Below are 22,402 nucleotides of genomic sequence, written 5' to 3'. Positions count from 1 at the left end.
CCTCCGACGATTACACCAACCGCTTGCGCTCGTTGGAAGGCGGAATATGCATGGCTTCCCGATACTTGGCCACGGTGCGTCGTGCGACCTGGATCCCCTGGTCACCCAGCAAAGCGGCAATCTTGCTGTCACTGAGTGGCTTCTTCGGTGTTTCGGCGGCAACCAGTTTCTTGATCATGGCACGAATTGCCGTAGACGAACACTCGCCGCCTTCGTTCGTGCTGACATGACTTGAGAAGAAATACTTGAGCTCGAAGATGCCACGCGGTGTGTGCATGTACTTCTGAGTGGTCACCCGCGAGATGGTGGATTCGTGCATCCCGACGGCCTGGGCGATGTCAGACAGAATCAGCGGCTTCATCGCTTCTTCGCCCTGGTCGAGGAATCCCTGCTGATGCTCGACAATGCGTGTGGCGACCTTGAGCAGGGTTTCGTTACGACTCTGCAGACTTTTGATGAACCACTTGGCTTCCTGCAGCTGATCGCGCAAATAGTTGTTGTCGGCGCTGTTGTCGGCACGTCGGATCAGCGCTGCGTAACCCGCGTTGACGCGAATGCGCGGTGCGATCTCCGGGTTCAGCTCCACGCGCCAGCGGCCCTTGATCTTGGACACCACCACATCAGGCACCACGTAGTCCGGTTCAGCGCGATCGAGTGAGTCGCCGGGGCGTGGATTGAGGGTCTGGATCAGGGCCAGCACGGATTTGAGCTGTTCTTCCGAGAGGCGGCTGCGCCGCAGCAGCTGGGCGTAGTCCCGGTTCCCCAGCAGGTTGATGTAGTGACTGACCACCAGTCTGGCCTGTGGCAACCAGGGAGTGTCCGGAGGCAGCTGGTTGAGCTGGATCAGCAGGCATTCCTGCAGATCACGGGCGAAGACGCCGGGCGGATCAAAATGCTGAAGGCGACGCAGGACCGCCTCGACCTCGTCCATTTCCAGGGGATCTTCGTCCGCCTCATCAAGCAGGCCGGTGTGAATGTCGTCCAGGGACGTCACCAGGTAGCCACGCGGGTCCACCGAATCGAGCAGGGCATGGGCAATGGCACGGTCCCGATCGCCCATGGGCGTCAGGTTCAACTGCCAGAGGAGGTGATCCTGCAGGGTTTCGGTGGGGGAGTTGCGGGACTCGAAATCGGTGTCGTCCTCGTCTTCCCCGCGTGAGGCGGGAGCGGGTGCGGACTGGTAGATGTCGTCCCAGGCCGTGTCGACGGGCAGGTCGTCCGGAATGTCCTGGTTGGTTTCGGTGTTCCAGTCCGGTTCGTCAGCGGGCTCGTCCCAGCTGGTGTCTTCCTGCGACGCGTCGGAGTCGCTTTGCTCTTTGGAGTTGCTGTCGTCGGTATCGCCGTCGTTCTCGGCGGAGTCGTTACCGTCCTCCTCCTCGGAGGTCTCCAGCATGGGATTGGATTCGAGCGCCTGCTGGATTTCCTGTTGCAGGTCCAGCGTGGACAGTTGCAGCAGGCGAATGGCCTGTTGCAACTGGGGTGTCATGGTGAGCTGTTGACCCAGCTTCAGCTGAAGCGAAGCTTTCATTACCATCGATTTAGTCCCGTCACCCTATGCCTGTCGGCTGTACTTTTGTTGCCTGGTTTTCGCGAATCACGCCACGCCCGATATCGATAGGGCCTTGAAACTTAACATGTCGAATGACAATTTGGCGCGACAAGCAAATTCTTTGCCGAAGTTTACTGCTATGGGTGTCCAGATGACAACGTTTTGACCGTCAGGGCGAGTGGTTCGCCGTTCGGTCCTGCTTTTGAGTTTAGCGTCTCGGGGCGATTATGCGATAGCCCGGGGCGCACTTTGGCCGGATTTGTGACCGTTTTTCACAATCGGAACTCGTTGCCGAGGTAGACCTCCTTGACCTGCTGGTTGGCCAGGATGTCGTCGGCGTGACCGGAGGCAATGATGTGCCCACCACTCACGATGTAAGCATTCTCGCAGATATCCAGGGTCTCTCGCACGTTGTGATCGGTAATCAGCACGCCGATCCCTTTGTCCCGCAAGTGCCGGATGATCTGTTTGATGTCGCTCACCGAGATCGGGTCGACGCCGGCAAACGGTTCGTCCAGCAGAATGAACGCCGGTTCCATCGCCAGCGCCCGGGCGATTTCCACCCGGCGCCGCTCGCCACCGGATAACGCCATACCCAGGCTGTCCCGGATATGGGTGATGTGAAACTCTTCCAGCAGGCTTTCCAGTTGCGTCTCGCGCTCGGCCTTGCTCAGTTTCTTGCGCGTTTCCAGGATCGCCATGATGTTGTCTCGGACACTGAGCTTGCGGAACACGGACGCTTCCTGCGGCAGGTAGCCGATACCGGCGCGCGCCCGGCCATGCATGGGCAACGGCGTGATGTCCCGTTCGTCGATGGTGACGCGGCCGTTATCGGCCGGCACCAGGCCGACGATCATGTAGAAGCAGGTGGTCTTGCCGGCGCCATTGGGTCCCAGCAGTCCGACGATCTCGCCGCTGCGGATTTCCAGGGACACATCCTTGACGACCTTGATCTGCTTGTAGCTCTTGGCCAGGTTATTTGCGCGCAGGATCGCCATCAGTTGCCGCTCTCCCCGCCGGTTTTCTGGCGCGGCTGAATGACCATCTCGACCCGGCCGTCCTGATCGTTACCGTCGCGGCTGCCGCTGGCGGTGACCACGCGGGTGGCGGTGTCGTAGTTGATTTCCTCACCCTTGAAGACGTTGCCGTCCTGGTGAATCACGGCCTTCTCAATGAAGGTGATCCGGTTCTCGCCGGCGGCATAGATGATGGTCATGGCCTCGGCATCGGTCTTGGCCGTATCGGCGGTCTTGGGCTGGGTGTAATGGGCCGGTTTGCCGTGCGCCTCGATGCGGTTCAGTGCGCCTTGCTCCCGATACAGGACGACCTTGTCGGCGGTCAGTTCGGTGCCGTCCTGGCGGACCACCACGTCACCGGTGTAGATCGCGGTGCCCTTGGCGTCGTCGAGGCGTGCCTGGTCCGCGCTGACCTTGATGGGGCTGTCGGAATTGAGGTCGAAAGCCTGGGCTTGGGATGCCAGCACCAGCAGGGCGGCGCCTGCGATGCGTCGCAATAGGCGGGACTTATTGCGAAGATGACAATTCATACTGTCCTTCCACCTGTGATTGGAGTTGCACGATCCGTTGGTCGATCCAGGCTTTCATGCCGGTGGCCCGGGTGGTGCCGCGCGGATCCCGGAGCAGCACCGGGGCGTCAGTGTGCACAATGCGCTTTTGGTTATCCAGTGTCAGATGCGTGGTTTCCAGACTGCCTTCGGATCCCGAGGCCAGCACGCGGCTGATGACCACGTTGCCGGACAGGTCAATCACATCGCGATTGGTGCGGTAGTTGCCCTCGTCGGCACGCATGTGCCAGGGCTGGCCGGAGTCCGCATCGATCATGGTGGCCCGGGGCTGCTGCATGTGGGCCCGGTTCTGTGCGTCAAACTGTTCGATGCGGGGGCTACTGATCACGGTGGTCAGCTTGCCCTGTTCGTCGAAGGACCGGTATTCGCCATTGACCACAAAGCTGTCCGGCTCATCCGGGCCGCGCAGTTCCTGGCCGATGGAGGGGCCACCCTGGTCGTCGCTGCGCCATAGCAGGCCGATCAGGACCGCCGACAGGATGGCCAGGGCCAGGAAGCGCAGACGCGGATGGTTCAGGCGGCTCAGCAACATCAGGCGCCCCGTGCGTGATAGGTGAGGTGCAGGTCCGCCAGCTTGTTCTGGGCCTGCAGGATGAGGTCGCAGATTTCCCGGACGGCGCCTTCACCGCCGGCCGTTTCGGTCGTGTAATCGGCCTGCTCGCGGACATACCAGTGGCCGTTGGGCACGGACAGTCCCAGGCCGGCGTGCATGATGGCGCCCAGGTCCGGCAGGTCATCGCCCATGTAGGCGGACTGCTCGGCGGGCAGGTTGAGTTCCTGCAGGAGTTCGCGCAAGGCGGTTTCCTTGTCTTCTCGGCCCTGTTGCAGGTGCTTTATGCCCAGATCGCGCGCTCGTCTTGCGGTGAGTGGTGAATTGCGACCGGTTATGATGGCGACGTCGACTCCGGCCCGCTGGAGCTGTTTGATGCCGTGCCCATCGAGGATGTTAAAGGCCTTCATCTCGTCACCCTGGGCTGTGAAATACAGACGGCCATCGGTGAGGACGCCGTCCACATCCAGGGCCAGCAGGCGAATGCCGGCGGCTTTGCTGATCAGGTCGTCGGGCAGCGGACGTTCCATGAAGGGTTCCTTTAACATCACTTTCAGGTTAACGGGTTCTGGCGCCTCAGAGTACGCCGGCGCGCAACAGGTCGTGCATATTGATTGCGCCCACCAGGTCGCCGTTGCGGTCGGTGACCGGCAACGCGGTGATCTTGACCTCGTCCATGATTTTCAGCGCCTCGGCGGCGAGCTGTTCTTCGCAGATGCGTTTGCCGCCTACCGTCATTACATCGCGGACGGGCGTGATGTGAACGTCCAGGTTGCGATCGAGTGTGCGGCGCAGGTCCCCGTCGGTGAAGACGCCGATCATCTGACCGTTGTCGTCCACGACGGTGGTCATGCCCAGCCCCTTGCCGGAGATTTCCAGCAGCGCCTCGCTGAGCAGGGTGTCCGGAGACACGCGTGGAACGCGATCGCCGGTGTGCATGATGTCGGACACGCGCAGCAGCAGGCGCCGTCCAAGGCTGCCGCCCGGATGCGAAAAGGCAAAGTCCTCGGCGCTGAAACCCCGGGCCTCAAGCAGGGCGACAGCGAGCGCATCGCCCATCACCAGCGTTGCTGTAGTGCTGCTGGTAGGCGCGAGGCCCAGTGGGCAGGCTTCCCTGGGAACACTGACGTCCAGGTTGGCTTCGGCCTCCCGGGCGAGTACGGAATCCGGCTCGCCGGTCATGCTGATCAGCGGGGCACCCATGCGCTTGATGAGTGGCAGTATGGTCAGCACTTCAGCGGTCTGGCCGGAGTTGGAGATCGCCAGGACCACGTCGTCGCCCGTGATCATGCCCAGGTCGCCGTGACTGGCTTCGCCGGGGTGGACGAAAAAAGACGGAGTGCCTGTACTGGCCAGGGTGGCCGCAATCTTCTTACCGATATGGCCGGATTTGCCCATGCCGGTCACTACAACCCGACCGTTGCACTGCATCACCAGTTCGCAGGCTTTCTCAAAGGTGTGGTCGATGCGATCGGTGAGAGCGTCGATGGCCTCGCGCTCAATGGCGATGGCCTGGCGGGCCGATTCGATAAAGGAACTTCTCATGGGCCGGGTGATCCTTAACGTGCTGCGTGGTAGAGCACGACGGTGTATGCAATGTATCCGGCCAGCAGTATACCACCTTCAAAGCGCGCCAGTTTTCCCTTTTTCTGCATGCCGTAAGCGAAGGCGGCAAGCAGCAGGGTCAGCCCGGTCATGGTGCCGTAATCCCGGTAAAGGACATCGCTGTCGATGGCCAGCGGGTTGAGCAGGGCCGGCATCGCCAGTACGGCCAGGAGGTTGAACAGGTTGGAGCCGACGATGTTGCCCAGCGCCACGTCATGGTGGCCCTTGAGGGCACTGGCGACCGAGGCGGCCAGCTCGGGCAGGCTGGTGCCGATGGCGACGATGGTCAGGCCGATGATCAGCTCGCTGACGCCGAGAGACAGTGCCATTTCGGTGGCGCCCCAGACCAGAACCCGTGAGCTGAGGATCAGCGCGGCGAGGCCCACGACGAACCAGATCGTGGCCCGCTTCGTACTCATGACCGGCATCTCCTCCAACTCTTCAAGGAATTCCGGTGCTTCCCCCGGTTTGTTGCCGCGGCTCATCAGGAAAAGCGACAGGGCCAGCATGGCCAGGAAGATGAGACCGTCGGTGGGCGAGAGTTCGCCATCGAGCAGGAGCGGGAACACCAGGATGGTCACGCCCAGCAAGACCGGGAATTCGCGGAACAGGACGGTGCGCTTGAGCGGAATCGGCGCTATCAGCGTGGTGATGCCCAGGACCAGGCCAATGTTGGCGATGTTGGAGCCCAGCGCGTTACCCACGGCCAGCGCCGGTGCGTCGGTGAGGGCTGCCGTGGCGGACACCAGCATCTCCGGCGCCGAGGTGCCGAAGGCGACGATGGTCAGACCGATCATCATCGGCGACATACCCAGGGTGCGGGCCATGGCCACGGCACCTTCGACAAAGCGGTCGGCACTCCAGATCAGGAGAACAAGGCCGGCGATGATGGCGCCGATGTAGGGAAGCAGAGACATAAAGTCATTCCATGGATCGCTGAACAAGGCGGGAAATTGTGATGGAGTTGCGGGGCGGTCGCAACCGGGAATGGTGCAGGTGTATGGATCGTCAGGAATAATTGATACGTCGCATTGGTGCGGGCTGCATTTGAGCTTCCCGCCAAGTTGTCATACTGTAGCGCCCTTTGTGGTCGACCGTGTCCGCAGGGACGTCAGATTTTTCGGTGTGGCATGGATTTAACGACACATTAATGTGTCCGACGTGAATATCTGGAACAATGCCGTGCAGACAGGGATGAAGACGATTGCCGAAGGGCAAGCGGTCCTCCCGGCAAAGAGCCGGTGCGGCGCCCCGCTATCCCGGTTGTCAGGGTGCCTCCAACAGGAAAGGTCTCGATGACATCAGAGTCCACTTTTATCGATATCCAGAACCTCGTTTTTCTGCGGGGCGAGCGTCGCATCTTCGATGGTCTGTCGTTGCAGATCCCCCGGGGGAAGGTGACGGCGATTATGGGGCCGAGTGGGACCGGCAAGACCACTCTGCTCAAGCTGATCGGCGGTCAGTTGCGCCCCGAAAGTGGCCGCATCACCGTGGACGGCATCTGTGTGCATAAACTGCGGCGCTCAGCGCTGTACGACCTGCGCAAGCGGATGGGTATGCTGTTCCAGAGTGGTGCCCTGTTTTCAGACATCAGCACCTACGAGAATGTGGCGTTTCCGCTGCGGGTACACACCAAGCTTCCGGAAGACATGATCCGCGATATCGTGCTGATGAAGCTGGAAGCCGTCGGGTTGCGTGGTGCGCGGGATCTGATGCCATCTGAATTGTCCGGCGGGATGACCCGGCGTGTGGCACTGGCCCGCAGTATCGCCCTGGATCCTGAACTGATCATGTACGACGAACCGTTCACGGGGCAGGATCCGATCGCCAAGGGCGTTCTGGTAGAAATGATCAGTAAGCTCAATCGTTCGATGGGCCTCACCAGTGTGCTGGTGTCTCACGATGTTCCCGAATCCCTGAGCATCTGCGATTACGCCTGTATCGTGTCCAATGGGCAGGTGATCGGTGCGGGTACACCGGAGGAGTTACAGGACAATCCATCCGAGCGCGTGCAGCAATTCCTGCAGGGTAAGCCCGACGGCCCTGTTCCTTTCCATTATCCGGCGGAGCCGATCGCCGAGGATCTGGCAGGTGGGGCACAACGATGATTGATCGTCTCGCAACGATCGGACGTGGCACTTTTGATATCCTGGCCTCCCTGGGGCGGTCCAGTGAATTTCTCGTGCGCAGCCTGATTGCCGTGCCGCGGCCAGCGACGGGCTTGCCGCTGCTGTTCAAGCAAATCTACGCGGTCGGCGTGCTGTCGCTGGCCATCATCGTGGTCTCGGGGCTGTTTATCGGCATGGTGCTGGGGCTGCAGGGCTACAACATCCTGACCGACTATGGCTCGGAGCAGGCGATCGGTCAGATGGTGGCCCTGACCCTGGTGCGTGAACTGGGGCCGGTGGTGACGGCGCTGCTGTTTGCCGGTCGGGCCGGTTCCGCCCTGACGGCGGAAATTGGTTTGATGAAAGCCACCGAACAGTTGTCCAGCATGGAGATGATGGGGGTGGATCCGCTGCGCCGGGTCATCGCGCCGCGGTTCTGGGCCGGATTCATTACCATGCCGCTGCTGGCGATGATCTTCTCCGTTGTGGGTATCTGGGGCGGCATGCTGGTCGGCGTTGACTGGCTGGGCGTATTCGAAGGGTCTTACTGGGCCAACATGCAATCGTCGGTCGATTTCGGCGAAGACGTCCTCAACGGTGTGATCAAAAGTATTGTGTTTGGTTTTGTCTGCACCTGGATCGCGGTTTACCAGGGCTACGACAGTGTGCCGACCTCCGAGGGGATCAGCTCGGCGACCACCAAGACCGTGGTCTACTCCTCGCTGGCGGTACTCGGTCTTGATTTCATTCTCACTGCAGTGATGTTCGGAGATATCTGATGCGTCAGAGAACAATGGAAATAGTGGTGGGTGCGTTTGTGCTTGCCGGATGTGGCGCCCTGCTGTTCCTGGCGCTCCAGGTCAGCGGCCTCACGCCGCAGGCGGCGGAACCGACCTACAAGGTCTACGCCAACTTCAACGACGTCGGCGGTCTGGCGGTGCGGGGGCAGGTGTCGATGGCCGGGGTTACGATTGGCCGGGTCACGGGCATCACGCTCGATCCCAAGACCTACCAGGCGCGCGTCGAAATGGAAATCAACACGTCCGCGGAAATCATTCCGACCGACAGTTCGGCGATTATCCGCACCGCCGGTCTGCTGGGCGAGAAATACGTGGATGTATCCGTTGGCGCCGATCCGTCGTACATGAAAGATGGCGACACCTTTTACGGCACCCAGTCGGCGCTCAACATTGAACGTTTAATCAGTAACTTTGCCTCAGGGAAGTAAGAGGCCAATTCAGTCAGGAGCCGGGTTATGAAAGCAGTCCGACAGGTCTGGGGCAGTCTTATGGCAATGCTGCTGGTCGTAGCGGCGATGCCGGCCTCAGCAGACAGCGATTCGCTGCGTCAGTACGTGGATGACAACACGCAGGCGCTGGTCCAGGAGCTCAACGAAAAACGGGGGCTCTACAACTCGGATCGTGAGGCGTTTTACGAGCAGATGGAATCGGCGCTTTCGAACTTCGTCGATTTTCGCCGCATCGCGGCCCGGGTCATGGGCCGTTACGCGCGGCAGGCGTCACCGGAGCAGCGGGATGCTTTCGTCGAGAAATTCAAGCGCAGCCTGTTCGACAGTTATGCCAAGGCCCTTGTCGAAGCCGACAACTTTACCATCAGCGTGGGCGATGCCACGATCAATCCGAACAACGATGAGCGGGCGTCCGTGGAACTGCAGGTCACCACGGCCTCCGGCAATCGTTATCCGGTGGTCTATTCGATGTACCTCAACGACAACGACCGCTGGATGATGGAAAACGTGATTGTCGAAGGGGTGAACATCGGCCTGGCGTTCCGTGATCGTTTTACGCAGGAAATGGAAGAAAACCGCAACAACGTGCAGGCGGTGATCGACGGCTGGACGGATACGGTCAAGGAACTGGATCTGGACAAGAAGGTGGATCAGTCGTGACCGGGCAGGCTCAGGCTCAAGCTGTCAACGCGGCCGGTGACTCGCTGCCCACGTTCCAGTTGGCTCCTGAGCTGCTGGACCGGGATGTCCTTGCGCTGCGCAAGCTGGGCGAGGGCTTCCTGGCCGAGCAGGGCGGCAGTGCCTGTCGTATGGACCTGGCCGGCATCGATCGGGCCAGCAGCGTGCTGGTGTCTCTGATGCTCTGTTGGAAGCGTCAGGCCGAGAAACAGGGGGCTGCGCTCGAGTTCACGGGTGTCAGCGATCGTCTCGTCGACCTGGCCCGAATGGGCAGCGTGGCCGATTATCTCGGGCTCGTCGGCTGACCCACCGGAATGGGGCGGCCGCTCCAATCACATCCATTGGCCGCTTTCATCCATCCGTTGTTTAGCCTTCCGCCGGAATTCGATACAATTCCGCTTCTGAAATTTCGATGCTTGCCGGAGACCCTTGCTTCGGGAGCTTAGTAGATTGGAGTCGCCGGACGGCTCGCATTCCCCAAACGATTGAGGTACGCACATGCAGGCGGAGGACGTGGCAGAGCTGGTTCGTAAAGAGCTGCCCGACTGTGAGATCCAGGTCCAGAATGACGGCAACCACTATCTGGTTGTGGCCATCGGTGATCGATTCGAAGGCATGTCGCCGGTCAAGAAGCAGCAGCTGATCTACGCTGCGCTCAACCCGCAGTTGTCTGACGGTACTATACACGCCCTGACCATCAAGGCATTCACTCCGGCTCAATGGCAGGCCCGCCAGGGCTGATCCGGTGGGGTGGCCTGATGCCGTTCAGGCCCCGACCGGGACCCTGCGACCCACATTAACAGGACAAGATTCGTGGACAAATTGCTCATCCGCGGCCGTAAGCCGCTAGACGGGGAAATCCGGATTTCCGGCGCCAAGAACTCCGCGCTGCCGATTCTGGCTTCGACACTGCTGGCTGACGAGCCGGTGACCGTTGGCAACCTGCCGCACCTGAACGACATCACCACCATGATCGAGCTGCTGGGCCGCATGGGCATTGAGCTGATGATCGACGAGAAGATGAGCGTCGAGGTGCACGCCAACACCATCAAGGAATTCCACGCGCCGTACGAGCTGGTCAAAACCATGCGTGCGTCGATCCTGGTGCTGGGTCCGCTGGTGGCTCACTTCGGCCAGGCGGAAGTCTCCCTGCCGGGTGGGTGTGCGATCGGCAGCCGGCCGGTCAACCTGCATATCCAGGGGCTGGAGCAGATGGGCGCCGAAGTGAAGGTCGAGAACGGCTACATCAAGGCGCGCAGCAATGGCCGTCTGAAGGGCGCCCACATCTTCCTCGACACCGTCACCGTGACCGGCACCGAGAACCTGATGATGGCGGCTGCGCTGGCGGACGGCAAAACCATCCTGGAAAACGCGGCGCGTGAGCCGGAAGTCGTGGACCTGGCCGAGTGTCTGATTGCCATGGGCGCAGACATCAAGGGTGCGGGTACGGCGACCATCGAGATCAACGGGGTTGAGCGCCTGCACGGCTGTCATTACGACGTACTGCCGGACCGCGTCGAGACCGGCACCTACCTGGTGGCGGCGGCAGCGACCGGCGGTCGGGTCAAGCTGAAGGACACCCGCGAAGATCTGCTGGAAGCCGTCCTGCTGAAGCTCAGCGAAACCGGGGCGCACATCTCCACCGGCAAGGACTGGATCGAACTCGACATGAAGGGCAACCGCCCGCGCGCGGTCAGCTTGCGGACGGCGCCATATCCGGCTTTCCCGACCGATATGCAGGCCCAGTTTGCCGCCATGAATGCCGTGGCCGAGGGCAGTGGCGCGATTACCGAAACGGTGTTCGAAAACCGCTTCATGCACATCCAGGAACTGAGCCGGATGGGTGCGGACATCACCCTGGAAGGCAACACCGCGATCATTCGCGGCGTGGAAAAGCTGAACGGTGCGCCCGTTATGGCAACGGACCTGCGGGCATCGGCCAGCCTGGTCATCGCCGGTCTGGTCGCCGATGGCGACACCATCGTCGACCGCATCTACCACATCGACCGTGGTTACGAATGCATTGAAGAAAAGCTGCAGTTGCTTGGGGCCAGTATCCGCCGACTGCCTGCCTGATCCCGGAATTTGGACAGACTATGACAGACAGCATCACCATCGCACTTTCCAAGGGGCGGATCCTCAAGGAAACCCTGCCATTACTGGCGGAGGCGGGCATTGAGCCGGTCGACGACATCGACCGCTCCCGCAAACTGGTCTTCCCCACGACCGATCCGGCCGTGCGCCTGCTGATTATCCGCGCGACCGACGTGCCGACCTACGTCCAGTACGGCGGCGCCGATCTGGGCGTGACCGGTAAGGACGTCCTGATGGAGCACGGCGGCGCCGGTCTGTATGAACCGCTGGACCTGAACATTGCCCGCTGCAAGCTGATGACCGCCGGTCCGGTCGGGCAGACATCCCCCGAGGGGCGCGTGCGGGTGGCGACAAAGTTCGTCAATCTGGCGCGTCAGTACTACGCCTCACAGGGCCGCCAGGCGGATATCATCAAGCTGTATGGGGCTATGGAGCTGGCGCCCATTCTCAATCTGGCGGATGAGATCGTGGACATTGTCGACACCGGTAATACCCTCAAGGCCAATGGTCTGGAGCCACGCGAACTGATTACCCACATCAGCACCCGTCTGGTGGCTAACCGCGCTTCCATGAAGATGAAGCACCGGGTCCTGCACCCTATCATTGAAAAACTGGGTGAGGCGGTCGACCGTCGTCGCGAGGCCTGACGGCCGCCACGCCCCTGCCAAACCCAACCAGTCTTTGTCCGTATCCCGAGAGGATGTGTTATGACCGAGGTTACCGTAAAACGCCTGTCCGCCAATGCGGCGGATTTCGATGTCACCCTAGATCGCCTGCTGGCGTGGGATGACAGCGTCGATCATCAGGTCAACGAGTCGGTCCGGCATATCCTGCATGAAGTGCGCACCCGGGGTGACGCGGCGCTGCTGGAATTCACCGAGCGCTTCGATCGCGTCACGGCAACCGGCGTGGCTGAACTGGAAGTCTCCAAAGCGCGCATGGCCGAAGCGGTCGACTCGATTCCTGACGCCCAGCGTGAGGCGCTGGAGTCCGCCGCGGCCCGTGTTCGCGATTACCACGAACGCCAAAAGGCGCCGTCCTGGCAGTACGAAGAAGCGGACGGCACCGTCCTGGGCCAGAAAGTGACCGCACTGGATCGGGCCGGGCTTTACGTGCCCGGCGGCAAGGCTGCCTATCCGTCATCCGTTTTGATGAATGCCATTCCGGCAAAAGTGGCCGGCGTGGGTGAAGTGGTGATGGTCGTGCCTACGCCCGGTGGAACGGTGAATGAGCTGGTCCTGGCTGCGGCTGGTATCGCCGGCGTGGACCGGGTTTTCACCATCGGCGGCGCCCAGGCGGTAGCCGCGCTGGCGTATGGCACCGAAACCGTGCCGCGGGTCGACAAGATCGTCGGTCCCGGCAACATCTTTGTCGCCACCGCCAAGCGCGAAGTGTTCGGCACCGTGGGGATCGACATGATTGCGGGCCCGTCGGAGATTCTGGTGATCTGCGACGGCCAGACCGATCCGGACTGGATCGCCATGGACCTGTTCTCCCAGGCCGAGCACGATGAACAGGCCCAGTCGATCCTGATCAGCCCGGACGCTGACTTCCTCGACCGGGTCGAAGCCAGTATCCGCAAGCTCCTGCCCACCATGGAACGGGCCGAGATTATCGCCACATCAATTTCCGATCGCGCGGCGCTGATCCATGTCGACGACCTGGCCCAGGCCGCTGCGGTCAGCAACCGCATTGCGCCGGAACACCTGGAGTTGTCGGTAGCGGATCCCGAAGGCTTGCTGCCGTCCATCCGGCACGCCGGCGCCATCTTTATGGGGCGCTTCACGGCGGAAGCCCTGGGCGATTACTGCGCCGGCCCCAATCACGTACTGCCGACATCCGGCACGGCGCGCTTCTCGTCGCCACTGGGCGTCTACGACTTCCAGAAACGCTCATCCATCATCGGCTTCTCTGCGGAAGGTGCGAGCGAAATGGGGAAAGTCGCTTCCGTATTGGCCCGTGGCGAGGGGCTGACAGCGCATGCGCAATCCGCTGAGTACCGTATCCGGGATAAGAATGGGGAGGCATCATGAGCCGATTCTGGAGCCCCCGGGTCAAGGAACTGACTCCCTATGTGCCCGGCGAACAGCCCAAACTCAAGGATCTGGTGAAGCTCAATACCAACGAGCACCCCCTGGGCCCGTCCCCGAAAGTGCTGGAAGCCATTCGTGCCGAGGCGGGCGACAACCTGCGTCTCTACCCGGACCCCAATGGTGATGTCCTTAAGGCCAAGCTGGCGGATTACCACGGGGTGTCGACAAAACAGGTGTTCCTGGGCAACGGGTCCGACGAAGTACTGGCGCACATCTTCTTCGGCCTGTTCCAGCACGGCAAGCCGGTCCTGTTTCCGGACATCACCTACAGTTTTTATCCGGTCTATTGCGGTATCTACCACATCGAGGCCCGGGCGATCCCGGTGGCGGAGGATTTCTCGATCCGTCCGGAGGATTACGCTGGCGATTGTGGCGGTATCATCTTTCCCAATCCCAATGCGCCTTCCGGTCGGGCACTGGCCTTATCCGACGTCGAGCGGATTGTGGCGGGCAACCCGGATGTGGTCGTGGTGATTGATGAAGCCTACGTGGATTTCGGGGCTGAGAGCGCCATAAAGCTGGTGGATCGTTATCCCAACCTGCTGGTGACGCAGACGCTGTCCAAGTCACGCTCGCTGGCCGGTCTGCGAGTGGGTTTCGCCGTGGGTCATGAGGACTTGATCGAGGCGTTGGAGCGCGTGAAGAACAGCTTCAACTCCTACCCGCTGGATCGTCTGGCACTGGTTGGGGCCGTCGCCGCCTACGACGACGAAGACTATTTCCGCCACGCGACCGACTATGTGATCCGCGAGCGCCAGCGGGTGACGGCCGGACTGGAACAGTTGGGCTTCGACGTGGTGCCGTCAGCCGCCAATTTCGTGCTGGCTCGCCATCCCGGCCACGCCGGTGCAGACCTGGCTGCGGCATTGCGGGAGCGCAGCATCATCGTGCGCCACTTCAGCAAGCCGCGTATCGAGGACCACCTGCGCATTACCATCGGTTCCGAAGCCCAGAACGACGCCCTGCTCGGGGCCCTGCCTGATATCGTGTAAGAACGAGGCCGGCGGTCTCTCGGGTCGCCGGCCTGTCATTTTTTCAAGCATCCACTCCGGAGGTCTCCCATGACGACGAGCACGACCCGTGACAAAGTGGTCAGCCTTGTAGAATCGTGGCTTGAACCCGGTCGATTCCAGGATTACTGCCCCAATGGCCTGCAGGTCGAGGGGCGTGATTCGGTGGCGCATGTGGTCACCGGCGTCACCGCATCCCAGGCGTTTATCGATGCTGCGATCGAGGCGGGCGCCGACTTGCTGCTGGTGCACCACGGCTACTTCTGGAAGGGTGAAGACCAGCGCATTCGCGGCATGAAAAAGCGGCGTTTGCAGACCCTGTTGCGTGAGGACGTCAGTCTGCTGGCCTATCATCTGCCGCTCGATGATCACGCAGAGCTGGGTAATAACCGGCAGCTGGCCGAGGTGCTGGATCTGCGCAACGCCACACCGTTGCAGGCGGGTAGCCTGGTATGGACCGGCGACCTGGAATCACCGATGACAGCGACCGAGCTGTCCGGTCTGCTGGAAGAGCGGTTGCGCCGAACGCCCCTGCACGTAGGGCATGGCGCCGACCTAATTCGTCGGGTGGCCTGGTGTACCGGGGCTGCTCAAGGGTTCATCAATCAGGCTTTGGACGCTGGAGCGGACGCCTTTATCAGCGGTGAGATTTCCGAGCCCACCGTGCATACCGCACGTGAAGATGGCATTCACTATTTCTCGGCAGGTCATCACGCGACGGAGCGTTACGGCGTTCAGGCGGTGGGTGAGCGTCTGGCCCGGGAGCTGGGAATTCGTCACACCTTCATCGATATCGATAATCCGGTGTAGGGAAGGGCGGTGGCAACCGGTTGTCGGGTTGCCACCGTCTGGCCACGTCGGAACGTAGCCGTCTTATTCGGTCTTGCTTTTCTCGCGCAGGCCGTAGTCTTCGGCCAGTGTGCCTTTCTCTTTGGGGTCGCTTTTGGGCGCATAGTCCCGGGGCGGCTCAAAACCGGAGTCGCCTGACTTGGCGTCCCCCAGGCGGGCGGTGTCGTCTTTCTTCTCCAGCTCATGGAGCCAGTCTTCATCGTGGCACAGCCGGTTGGCGCCGCGGGCCATGTGCTGGCTGACGTCCCGGTAGACATCGTTGAGCCGGCGCATCAGATGAGCAGATTCCATGAAGTGCTCGTTGACCTGGGCCTGGTACCGGGTATATTCGCTGCGCAACTCGTCGATCTGCTGCTCCAGACGGCGCTGGCGCAAGCTGGTGCTCTGGCCTGAGCGGCCGACCAGTACGCCGACAACGAGCCCGATGACGAGGGTGGCTAAACCGATGAGAATGAGTTGCGTCATACTGTCCCTGACCCTGAATTCGAGAATGAGTATCAAGACGCCGATGGTGGCGTCCCGGTGCCTTTGTGGCGGTTGATTACCCTGACTGCCCAGTCTTGCACCCTGGCGGCGCTCACTGGTTGGAGACGCATCGCAGGGTATTAACGCGGGCATCCTAAGTATACCGGCTGACCGGTATATCGCCCATGCCTGTTCGGCCCTCCAATCGTCGCATAGACCATCGATGGACCGGTATCGCCTGTAACGGGCGCGGTCTTGCCGCGTGCGAGCCGACACAATGGAGAAAAGGGACAAAATCAGCGACAATACGCCGCTTTATTGACCAGTATTATCCAGCGAGACAAGAGCAACGCATGACCCCGTGGGAACGCTATCAGCAAGACCTCCAGAAAGACGGTTTCGAGAAGGATGCCGCTCAGGCGGACGCGGTACAGCGTCTTCAGGCACTGTACGACAAACTGGTGGAATCCGAAAGCCAGCGACAAAAGACATTCACCAAGCTGCGGCGTAAGCTGCGTGGCGGCCGGGAGGAGCCCATTACGGGCCTGTACTTCTGGGGCGGAGTCGGTCGGGGCAAGACGTACCTGATGGACACGTTTTTCGAATCGCTGCCGTTCGAGCGCAAGATGCGGGTTCATTTCCATCGCTTTATGCAGCGGGTGCATAACGAACTCAAGACGCTCAAGGGAACCAAGAATCCCCTGGAAACCGTCGGCGAGCGCTTTGCCGAAGAAACGGCCGTCATCTGCTTCGATGAGTTTTTCGTGTCGGACATTGGTGATGCCATGATCCTGGCTACGCTGCTCGATACGCTGTTCAGCCACGGCGTCACCCTGGTCTGCACCTCGAACATCGTGCCGGACGGCCTCTACAAGGACGGCCTCCAGCGCGCCCGATTCCTGCCGGCGATTGACCTGGTCAAGAAGTATACGGACGTCGTCAACGTCGATGGCGGCGTCGACTATCGTCTTCGGACGCTGGAGCAGGCTCGCCTGTTCCACACGCCACTGGGCGCTGAGGCTACCGAGAGCCTGCAGTCCAGTTTCGACCGGCTGTCGGTGGACTCCACCGGTCACTCCCTGAATCTGGAAGTGAACGGCCGCAAGATCCCGGCCATCGGTCACGCCGACGATGTCGTCTGGTTCGACTTCAAGGCCCTGTGCGACGGGCCGCGCAGCCAGAACGACTACATCGAGCTGGCGCGGGAGTTCCATGCGGTGATTGTCAGCGATGTGCCGGTTCTCGGCCGCGAGAAAGACGATCAGGCCCGGCGCTTCATCAACATGATCGATGAATTCTACGACCGCCACGTCAAAGTCATCATTTCGGCTGAGGCCCCCATCCACGAACTCTACGCCGGCGGCCGGTTGGGTTTCGAGTTCGAGCGGACCGAATCGCGTCTGCTGGAAATGCAGTCGAAAGAATACCTCCAGGCACCGCATAAGCCCTGACCCGGCGGGCGGAGCCGACGAAACACCAATAACAAGCCCGTGCCTTACAATAAAACGGGCTCGACCACAGATGAGGAAATACCATGAGCAACGATAACGTCGTCATCGTCAGCGGTGCCCGCACGCCGATGGGCGGTTTCCAGGGGAGCCTTGCGGCGGTCAGTGCCGTCGAGCTGGGTGCGCTGACCATTGCCGAGGCCGTGCGCCGCGCCAAGCTGCAACCGGAAGACGTGCAGGAAGTCATCATGGGTAACGTGTTGCCCGCCGGCCTCAAGCAGGGGCCCGCGCGTCAGGCGATGCGTCAGGCGGGCCTGCCTGACGGCACCGGCGCTACAACGATCAATAAGCTGTGCGGCTCGGGCATGAAAGCCGCCATGCTGGCCCACGATCTGATCAAGGCCGGCACCAATGACATCATGGTGGCCGGTGGCATGGAAAGCATGTCCAACGCGCCCTATGTGCTGCTTGGTGCACGCCAGGGCTATCGGATGGGACCGGGTCAGGCGCCGCAGGACCACATGTTCCTGGATGGACTGGAAGACGCGGAAACCGGTCGTCTGATGGGCGCATTCGCCCAGGATATGGCCGACAAGAAGGGCTACACCCGTGAGGAGATGGACGATTACGCCATCAACTCGCTCAAGCGGGCCCAGCAGGCGATCAAGGACGGCGTGCTGAAAGACGAGATCATTCCGGTTACCGTCAAGACCCGCAAGGGCGAAACGGTGGTCGAGGATGACGAGCAGCCCATGACGGCAAACCTGGAGAAGATCCCCACGCTGCGGCCTGCCTTCAAGAAGGATGGTACGGTGACGGCAGCCAACGCGTCCTCCATTTCCGATGGTGCTTCCGCGCTTCTTTTGATGCGTGAGTCCGAAGCGGAGCGTCGCGGTCTCCAGCCCATGGCACGGATCGTCGCCCATTCGACTCATTCCCAGCATCCCTCGGAATTTACCTGTGCGCCGGTTGGTGCGATCAAGACGCTGTTCGAGAAAACCGGCTGGGCGAAGGATGACGTGGATCTGTTCGAGATCAATGAGGCGTTCGCGATGGTGGCGATGATGCCGATTCGGGAACTGGAGCTGGATCCGGCCAAGGTCAACGTTCACGGGGGCGCGTGCGCCCAGGGTCACCCGGTTGGCTCGACCGGTTCCCGCCTTGTCGTGACGCTGATGCATGCGCTCAAACGCCAGGGCAAGTCCCGGGGTATCGCTGCACTGTGTATCGGTGGGGGCGAAGCCACCGCCATGGCCATCGAAATGCTTTAATCACGGCCTCTGCGGGTTCTTAACCGGCAGAGTGTTGTTCCAAGCCCGGGCGTTGGTCGTGCCCGGGCTTGCCAAATTCCCACCTGACCGATTCCGTTCCCTTGCAGTCCATCACAAATATCCTGCCGTCGTGCCTGAAACCGGTTTGCCTGCGCTGGTTGCCCCCTGTTTTACCGTCTATATTGAGGGTGCGTTGCGAGAAGTCTTTACCGGGCGCTGGCGTCCGGCTGTGGCGAGCAGGCATTTTTCGGCGTTTTGGGCCGGCCAGGACAGAAAACCGGCATGCAGCACAAAAAGGGTGATCCGCAGGGGGCGGTGCCGCGATGGCATCACGGGAGACCCGGCGGTGAGGGGGCCGCAAAATCATACTTTTGATCGATCAAAGCGTCCCGGAGCCTTAGCTATAGTGCCATCATCACGAGCACTGTGCGTGGAGTCTCCGACATCGTGAAAACAAATAACTAGAGCGCGACTCAGAACAACAATGGAGTAGCTTTCCAATGACAAGAAAAATCCAACAGCGGCAACAGTGGGTCAAACTGCCCCTGGCAGCAGCCATTACGGCCGCACTGTCGACACCTGCCGCCGCCTTCCAGTTCTATCTGGGCGACGTTGAAGCTTCCTTTGACACCACACTGACAGCCGGTGCGGGCTGGCGTGTAGAAGACCGGGACAAGCGTCTGATTGCGCAGGGTAACCTGGGGCCGTCCTACGCGCCGGGTGGCGCCAACGCCAACATTGGTGCGTCGACCAACAACTATGACGACGGCAACCTGAACTTCGAAAAGGGCGACACCTACAGCAAGATCGTCAAGGGCACCAGTGAGTTGTACCTCAACTACAACGTGGACAGTGAATACCTGACCCGTGTCGGCGGTTTCCTGCGTGGCCGTTACTGGTACGACTTCGAACTGAAGGATGAATCCCGCGCGACCGACTACGTCGGCCAGCAGCGTGAACTGAACGATGAGGCTAAAGACAACGCTTCCGGTGGCGAGTTCCTGGACGCGTACGTTTTCAGTGACTGGTACTTCGGCGAGACGCCGGTCAGTGTCCGTTATGGCAAACAGGTCCTGAGCTGGGGTGAAAGTACCTTCATCCAGGGCGGCATCAACGTCATCAACCCGGTCGACGTTAACGCCATCCGGGCACCCGGTGCGGAACTGAAAGACGCACTGCTGCCGGTCGAGATGCTGTATTCCTCCATTGGTCTGACCGAGAACGTCACCCTGGAAGCCTTCCTGCAGACGGACTGGGAAAAGGTCCGTCCGGATGACTGTGGTACGTTCTTCTCCACCAACGACTTTGCAGCTGATGGCTGCGGGCCGGTCCTGCTGGCCGGCCAGCTGCCCGACTCCCAGGCCTATGCTCAGGGCTTTATCTCGCCGCGTGTTGGCGACAAGGAACCGGACGACCGTGACCAGTTCGGTGCTGCCATTCGCTGGTACGTGCCGGCGCTGAACGATTCCGAACTGGGCTTCTACTACATTCGTTACCACAGCCGTCTGCCATACGTGAGTGGCGTCGTGAACGACGAGGACAACGGCAAGCAGTTCCCGAGCTACTACATCGAGTATCCGGAAGGCATCAACCTGTACGGTGTCAGTATCAACACCACGATTCCGGGTGGCTGGTCACTGGGGGCTGAGTACAGCTTCCGTGACAACATGCCGCTTCAGTGGAACGCCTTTGAGCTGATCTACGGTGGTCTGCAGCTGGATAACCCGGAAACCGGCGAGGCGGCCAGTTTGCTGCAGCAGCAGCGTGAGGCGGAAGCCAACGGTGCGGATCTGTCCGGTTCCGAGGTAAAAGGTTATGACCGCTTCAAGGTTTCCCAGGCGCAGTTCACCCTGATCAAGTTCTTCGATCAGGTGATGGGCGCGAGCCGTCTGACCTTCGTCGGCGAAGTGGGCGCAACCTACGTTCACGGTCTGCCTGACTACGACGAAGCCCGTTACGGCCGTTCCGGTACCTACGGTATCGGTCAGCTGCCCGGCGGTGCCTGTGACGGTTCCGGTTCAACCGGTGCGGCGCTCAACATCAACACCAACTACTGCAACAACGAAGGTTTCACCACATCCTTCTCCTGGGGCTACCGCACCCGTTTCGTGTGGGACTACCCGAACGTGTTTGCCGGTGTGAACCTGAGCCCGCAGCTGGCCTTCTCTCACGACGTACAGGGTTACGCGCCGTCGCCCGGCGGTAACTTCCTGGAAGGCCGCAAGGCGATTGGTCTGTCGCTGACCGGTGTCTACCAGAACCGCTACAGCGCGAACGTTGGCTACACGAACTATTTCGGCGGTAAACCGTACAACGAACTGACCGACCGGGATTTTGTCAGTGCCAGCGTATCGGTCTCCTTCTGATCGGGCCTGAATTCGTATTACGAGGTATAACAATGAAACTGAACAAGACACTAATCGCCACCGGCATTCTGGCTGCGTCTCTCTACGGGGGAGCCGCCAGTGCCGCTGTTTCTGCTCAGGAAGCGGCGAAGCTCGGAGACACGCTCACGCCGATCGGTGCCGAGAAGGCCGGTAACGGCGGCGCCATCCCTGCGTGGGACGGCGGCCTGCAGACCATTCCGGCGGGCTACAAAGGCGATGGTATCTACGTCAATCCGTACCCGGATGACAAGGAGGAGTTCCGCATCGACCAGAGTAACGTCGATCAGTATGCGGACAAGCTGTCTCCCGGCCAGGTGAAGATGATCAAGAAGTACGACGATTACTTCATCCCGGTCTATCCGACCCATCGTCCGGCGGCGTACCCGCAGGACATTTACGATGTGACCAAGCAGAACGCCACCCAGACCAAACTGATCCCCAGCGGCAACGGAATGGAGAACTACACCAACGGTGTGCCGTTCCCCATTCCGCAAAACGGTCTGGAAGTCATCTGGAACCACATCACGCGATATCGTGGTGGCTCGGTGACTCGCCACGTTGGTCAGGTGACTCCAACGGCGGATGGCAACTTCAGCGTTGTCCATTTCCAGGACGAGCTGACCTGGCGTGCGGCGCTGGAGGATTTTGATCCGAAAGAAGACCAGAACGTCCTGTTCTACTTCAAGCAGGCGATCACCGGTCCGGCCCGTCTGGCCGGTAACGTCCTGCTGGTTCACGAGACCATCAACCAGGTTCAGGAGCCGCGCCGGGCCTGGGTTTACAATGCGGGTCAACGCCGGGTTCGCCGGGCACCGCAGGTGGCCTATGACGGTCCGGGTACCGCTGCCGACGGTCTGCGTACGTCCGACAACTTCGACATGTACAACGGCTCGCCTGACCGCTACGACTGGGAACTGATCGGTAAGCAGGAAATGTACATTCCGTACGACTCCTACAAGCTGGTCGACCGTGACCTGGACTACAACCAGATCATCAAGGCCGGTCATATCAACCAGGCGCTGACCCGGTATGAACTGCACCGCGTGTGGCACGTGCGGGCGACCCTGAAGAAAGGGGAGCGCCACGTCTACGCCCGTCGTGACTTCTACATTGACGAAGACACCTGGCAGGCGTCCGTCATCGACCATTACGACGGTCGTGGCGAACTTTGGCGGGTAGCTGAAGCCCACAGCATGTACTTCTATGACCACAAGGTGCCCTGGTACGCCATCGAGGTGCTGTACGATACCCTCTCCGGTCGTTATCTGGCCCTGGGTCTGACCAACGAAGAACAGGATCCGTACGAGTTCGGTACCAAGCGCAACTCTCGCGAATACACGCCGGCCGCACTGCGCCGCGCAGGTACTCGCTAAGAGCGGATATCGTTCTGGAAAAGCCCCGGCCCTGGCCGGGGCTTTTTTGTTTACGGCGTCGTAAATGGGTCCAATGGCTCTGCCATGC

23 protein-coding genes are annotated in these 22,402 nt (G+C 60.8%); 15 read left to right on the top strand and 8 right to left on the bottom strand.

Annotation, left to right across the window (positions count from 1 at the left end; all coding sequences use genetic code 11):
• Positions 1 to 10 precede the first annotated feature (10 nt).
• From EB809_RS00205 to EB809_RS00175, 7 genes are all read right to left on the bottom strand, one after another.
• A complete protein-coding gene (locus tag EB809_RS00205) occupies positions 11 to 1,534 on the bottom strand; it encodes an RNA polymerase factor sigma-54 (protein WP_190294789.1) in 1,524 nt (507 codons plus the stop codon).
• A 287-nt stretch (positions 1,535 to 1,821) separates the two neighbouring features.
• Entirely contained in the window at positions 1,822 to 2,547 is a 726-nt protein-coding gene (gene lptB, locus EB809_RS00200; RefSeq protein ID WP_123632558.1) for an LPS export ABC transporter ATP-binding protein, read from the bottom strand.
• Positions 2,547 to 3,095 carry a lipopolysaccharide transport periplasmic protein LptA gene (gene lptA / locus EB809_RS00195; RefSeq protein ID WP_123632557.1) on the bottom strand — a complete coding sequence of 183 codons (549 nt, stop codon included), beginning with the start codon at positions 3,093 to 3,095 and terminating at the stop codon, positions 2,547 to 2,549. The genes lptB and lptA overlap by 1 nt, the downstream gene beginning before the upstream one ends.
• A complete protein-coding gene (lptC, locus tag EB809_RS00190) occupies positions 3,073 to 3,666 on the bottom strand; it encodes an LPS export ABC transporter periplasmic protein LptC (protein WP_203141728.1) in 594 nt (197 codons plus the stop codon). The genes lptA and lptC overlap by 23 nt, the downstream gene beginning before the upstream one ends.
• The gene (locus EB809_RS00185; RefSeq protein WP_123632556.1) at positions 3,666 to 4,214 is read right to left on the bottom strand and encodes a KdsC family phosphatase; all 549 of its coding nucleotides are present in this window, start codon (positions 4,212 to 4,214) and stop codon (positions 3,666 to 3,668) included. Before EB809_RS00185 ends, lptC begins: the two co-directional genes overlap by 1 nt.
• A gap of 46 nt (positions 4,215 to 4,260) precedes the next feature.
• Complete coding sequence (locus tag EB809_RS00180; protein ID WP_123632555.1) at positions 4,261 to 5,229, bottom strand: KpsF/GutQ family sugar-phosphate isomerase; 969 nt, start codon at positions 5,227 to 5,229, stop codon at positions 4,261 to 4,263.
• 14 nt (positions 5,230 to 5,243) lie between these two features.
• Entirely contained in the window at positions 5,244 to 6,206 is a 963-nt protein-coding gene (locus EB809_RS00175; protein WP_123632554.1) for a calcium/sodium antiporter, read from the bottom strand.
• Positions 6,207 to 6,584: 378 nt separating this feature from the next.
• On the opposite strand from EB809_RS00175, the gene EB809_RS00170 reads away from it, so the two are divergent.
• The 11 genes from EB809_RS00170 (at position 6,585) to EB809_RS00120 (ending at position 15,331) form a co-directional block, all read left to right on the top strand.
• Positions 6,585 to 7,397 (top strand): ATP-binding cassette domain-containing protein, encoded by an 813-nt coding sequence (locus EB809_RS00170; protein ID WP_123632553.1) that lies wholly within the window; start codon positions 6,585 to 6,587, stop codon positions 7,395 to 7,397.
• Positions 7,394 to 8,176, top strand: a complete 783-nt coding sequence (gene mlaE / locus EB809_RS00165; RefSeq protein WP_123632552.1) for a lipid asymmetry maintenance ABC transporter permease subunit MlaE — start codon at positions 7,394 to 7,396, stop codon at positions 8,174 to 8,176. Before EB809_RS00170 ends, mlaE begins: the two co-directional genes overlap by 4 nt.
• Entirely contained in the window at positions 8,176 to 8,625 is a 450-nt protein-coding gene (gene mlaD, locus EB809_RS00160; RefSeq protein ID WP_123632551.1) for an outer membrane lipid asymmetry maintenance protein MlaD, read from the top strand. Before mlaE ends, mlaD begins: the two co-directional genes overlap by 1 nt.
• A gap of 27 nt (positions 8,626 to 8,652) precedes the next feature.
• Positions 8,653 to 9,306, top strand: coding sequence for a phospholipid-binding protein MlaC (locus EB809_RS00155; RefSeq protein WP_123632550.1), 654 nt, complete (start codon positions 8,653 to 8,655; stop codon positions 9,304 to 9,306).
• The gene (locus tag EB809_RS00150) at positions 9,303 to 9,629 is read left to right on the top strand and encodes a lipid asymmetry maintenance protein MlaB (RefSeq protein ID WP_190294788.1); all 327 of its coding nucleotides are present in this window, start codon (positions 9,303 to 9,305) and stop codon (positions 9,627 to 9,629) included. Before EB809_RS00155 ends, EB809_RS00150 begins: the two co-directional genes overlap by 4 nt.
• 193 nt (positions 9,630 to 9,822) lie before the next feature.
• A complete protein-coding gene (locus EB809_RS00145) occupies positions 9,823 to 10,065 on the top strand; it encodes a BolA family protein (protein ID WP_123632548.1) in 243 nt (80 codons plus the stop codon).
• A 72-nt stretch (positions 10,066 to 10,137) separates the two neighbouring features.
• Complete coding sequence (gene murA / locus EB809_RS00140) at positions 10,138 to 11,400, top strand: UDP-N-acetylglucosamine 1-carboxyvinyltransferase (protein ID WP_123632547.1); 1,263 nt, start codon at positions 10,138 to 10,140, stop codon at positions 11,398 to 11,400.
• A gap of 20 nt (positions 11,401 to 11,420) precedes the next feature.
• Positions 11,421 to 12,065 (top strand): ATP phosphoribosyltransferase, encoded by a 645-nt coding sequence (gene hisG / locus EB809_RS00135; RefSeq protein ID WP_123632546.1) that lies wholly within the window; start codon positions 11,421 to 11,423, stop codon positions 12,063 to 12,065.
• Positions 12,066 to 12,125: 60 nt separating this feature from the next.
• Positions 12,126 to 13,451: a histidinol dehydrogenase gene (hisD, locus tag EB809_RS00130; RefSeq protein ID WP_123632545.1), complete on the top strand. Its 1,326-nt coding sequence runs from the start codon at positions 12,126 to 12,128 to the stop codon at positions 13,449 to 13,451.
• Positions 13,448 to 14,503, top strand: a complete 1,056-nt coding sequence (gene hisC / locus EB809_RS00125; RefSeq protein ID WP_123632544.1) for a histidinol-phosphate transaminase — start codon at positions 13,448 to 13,450, stop codon at positions 14,501 to 14,503. The genes hisD and hisC overlap by 4 nt, the downstream gene beginning before the upstream one ends.
• Before the next feature lie 69 nt (positions 14,504 to 14,572).
• Complete coding sequence (locus tag EB809_RS00120; protein WP_123632543.1) at positions 14,573 to 15,331, top strand: Nif3-like dinuclear metal center hexameric protein; 759 nt, start codon at positions 14,573 to 14,575, stop codon at positions 15,329 to 15,331.
• A gap of 63 nt (positions 15,332 to 15,394) precedes the next feature.
• Here the strand turns inward: EB809_RS00120 and EB809_RS00115 are convergent, their stop codons facing one another.
• Entirely contained in the window at positions 15,395 to 15,835 is a 441-nt protein-coding gene (locus tag EB809_RS00115; protein WP_123632542.1) for a YhcB family protein, read from the bottom strand.
• Between the two features lie 353 nt (positions 15,836 to 16,188).
• On the opposite strand from EB809_RS00115, the gene zapE reads away from it, so the two are divergent.
• From zapE to EB809_RS00095, 4 genes are all read left to right on the top strand, one after another.
• Positions 16,189 to 17,286 (top strand): cell division protein ZapE, encoded by a 1,098-nt coding sequence (zapE, locus tag EB809_RS00110; protein ID WP_123632541.1) that lies wholly within the window; start codon positions 16,189 to 16,191, stop codon positions 17,284 to 17,286.
• An 83-nt stretch (positions 17,287 to 17,369) separates the two neighbouring features.
• Positions 17,370 to 18,554, top strand: coding sequence for a thiolase family protein (locus EB809_RS00105; RefSeq protein WP_123632540.1), 1,185 nt, complete (start codon positions 17,370 to 17,372; stop codon positions 18,552 to 18,554).
• A 500-nt stretch (positions 18,555 to 19,054) separates the two neighbouring features.
• On the top strand, positions 19,055 to 20,920 hold the full coding sequence (locus tag EB809_RS00100; RefSeq protein WP_123632539.1) for a DUF1302 domain-containing protein: 1,866 nt from the start codon (positions 19,055 to 19,057) through the stop codon (positions 20,918 to 20,920).
• Positions 20,921 to 20,952: 32 nt separating this feature from the next.
• Positions 20,953 to 22,314 carry a DUF1329 domain-containing protein gene (locus tag EB809_RS00095; RefSeq protein ID WP_123632538.1) on the top strand — a complete coding sequence of 454 codons (1,362 nt, stop codon included), beginning with the start codon at positions 20,953 to 20,955 and terminating at the stop codon, positions 22,312 to 22,314.
• The last annotated feature ends 88 nt before the right edge of the window (positions 22,315 to 22,402 follow it).

Origin of the sequence: Marinobacter sp. R17 (assembly GCF_003789045.1) — a bacterium.
Classification (GTDB): Bacteria; Pseudomonadota; Gammaproteobacteria; order Pseudomonadales; family Oleiphilaceae; genus Marinobacter_A; species Marinobacter_A mangrovi.
Note: the sequence above shows the minus strand (reverse complement) of the source record. Positions and strands in the feature narration are given on the sequence as shown.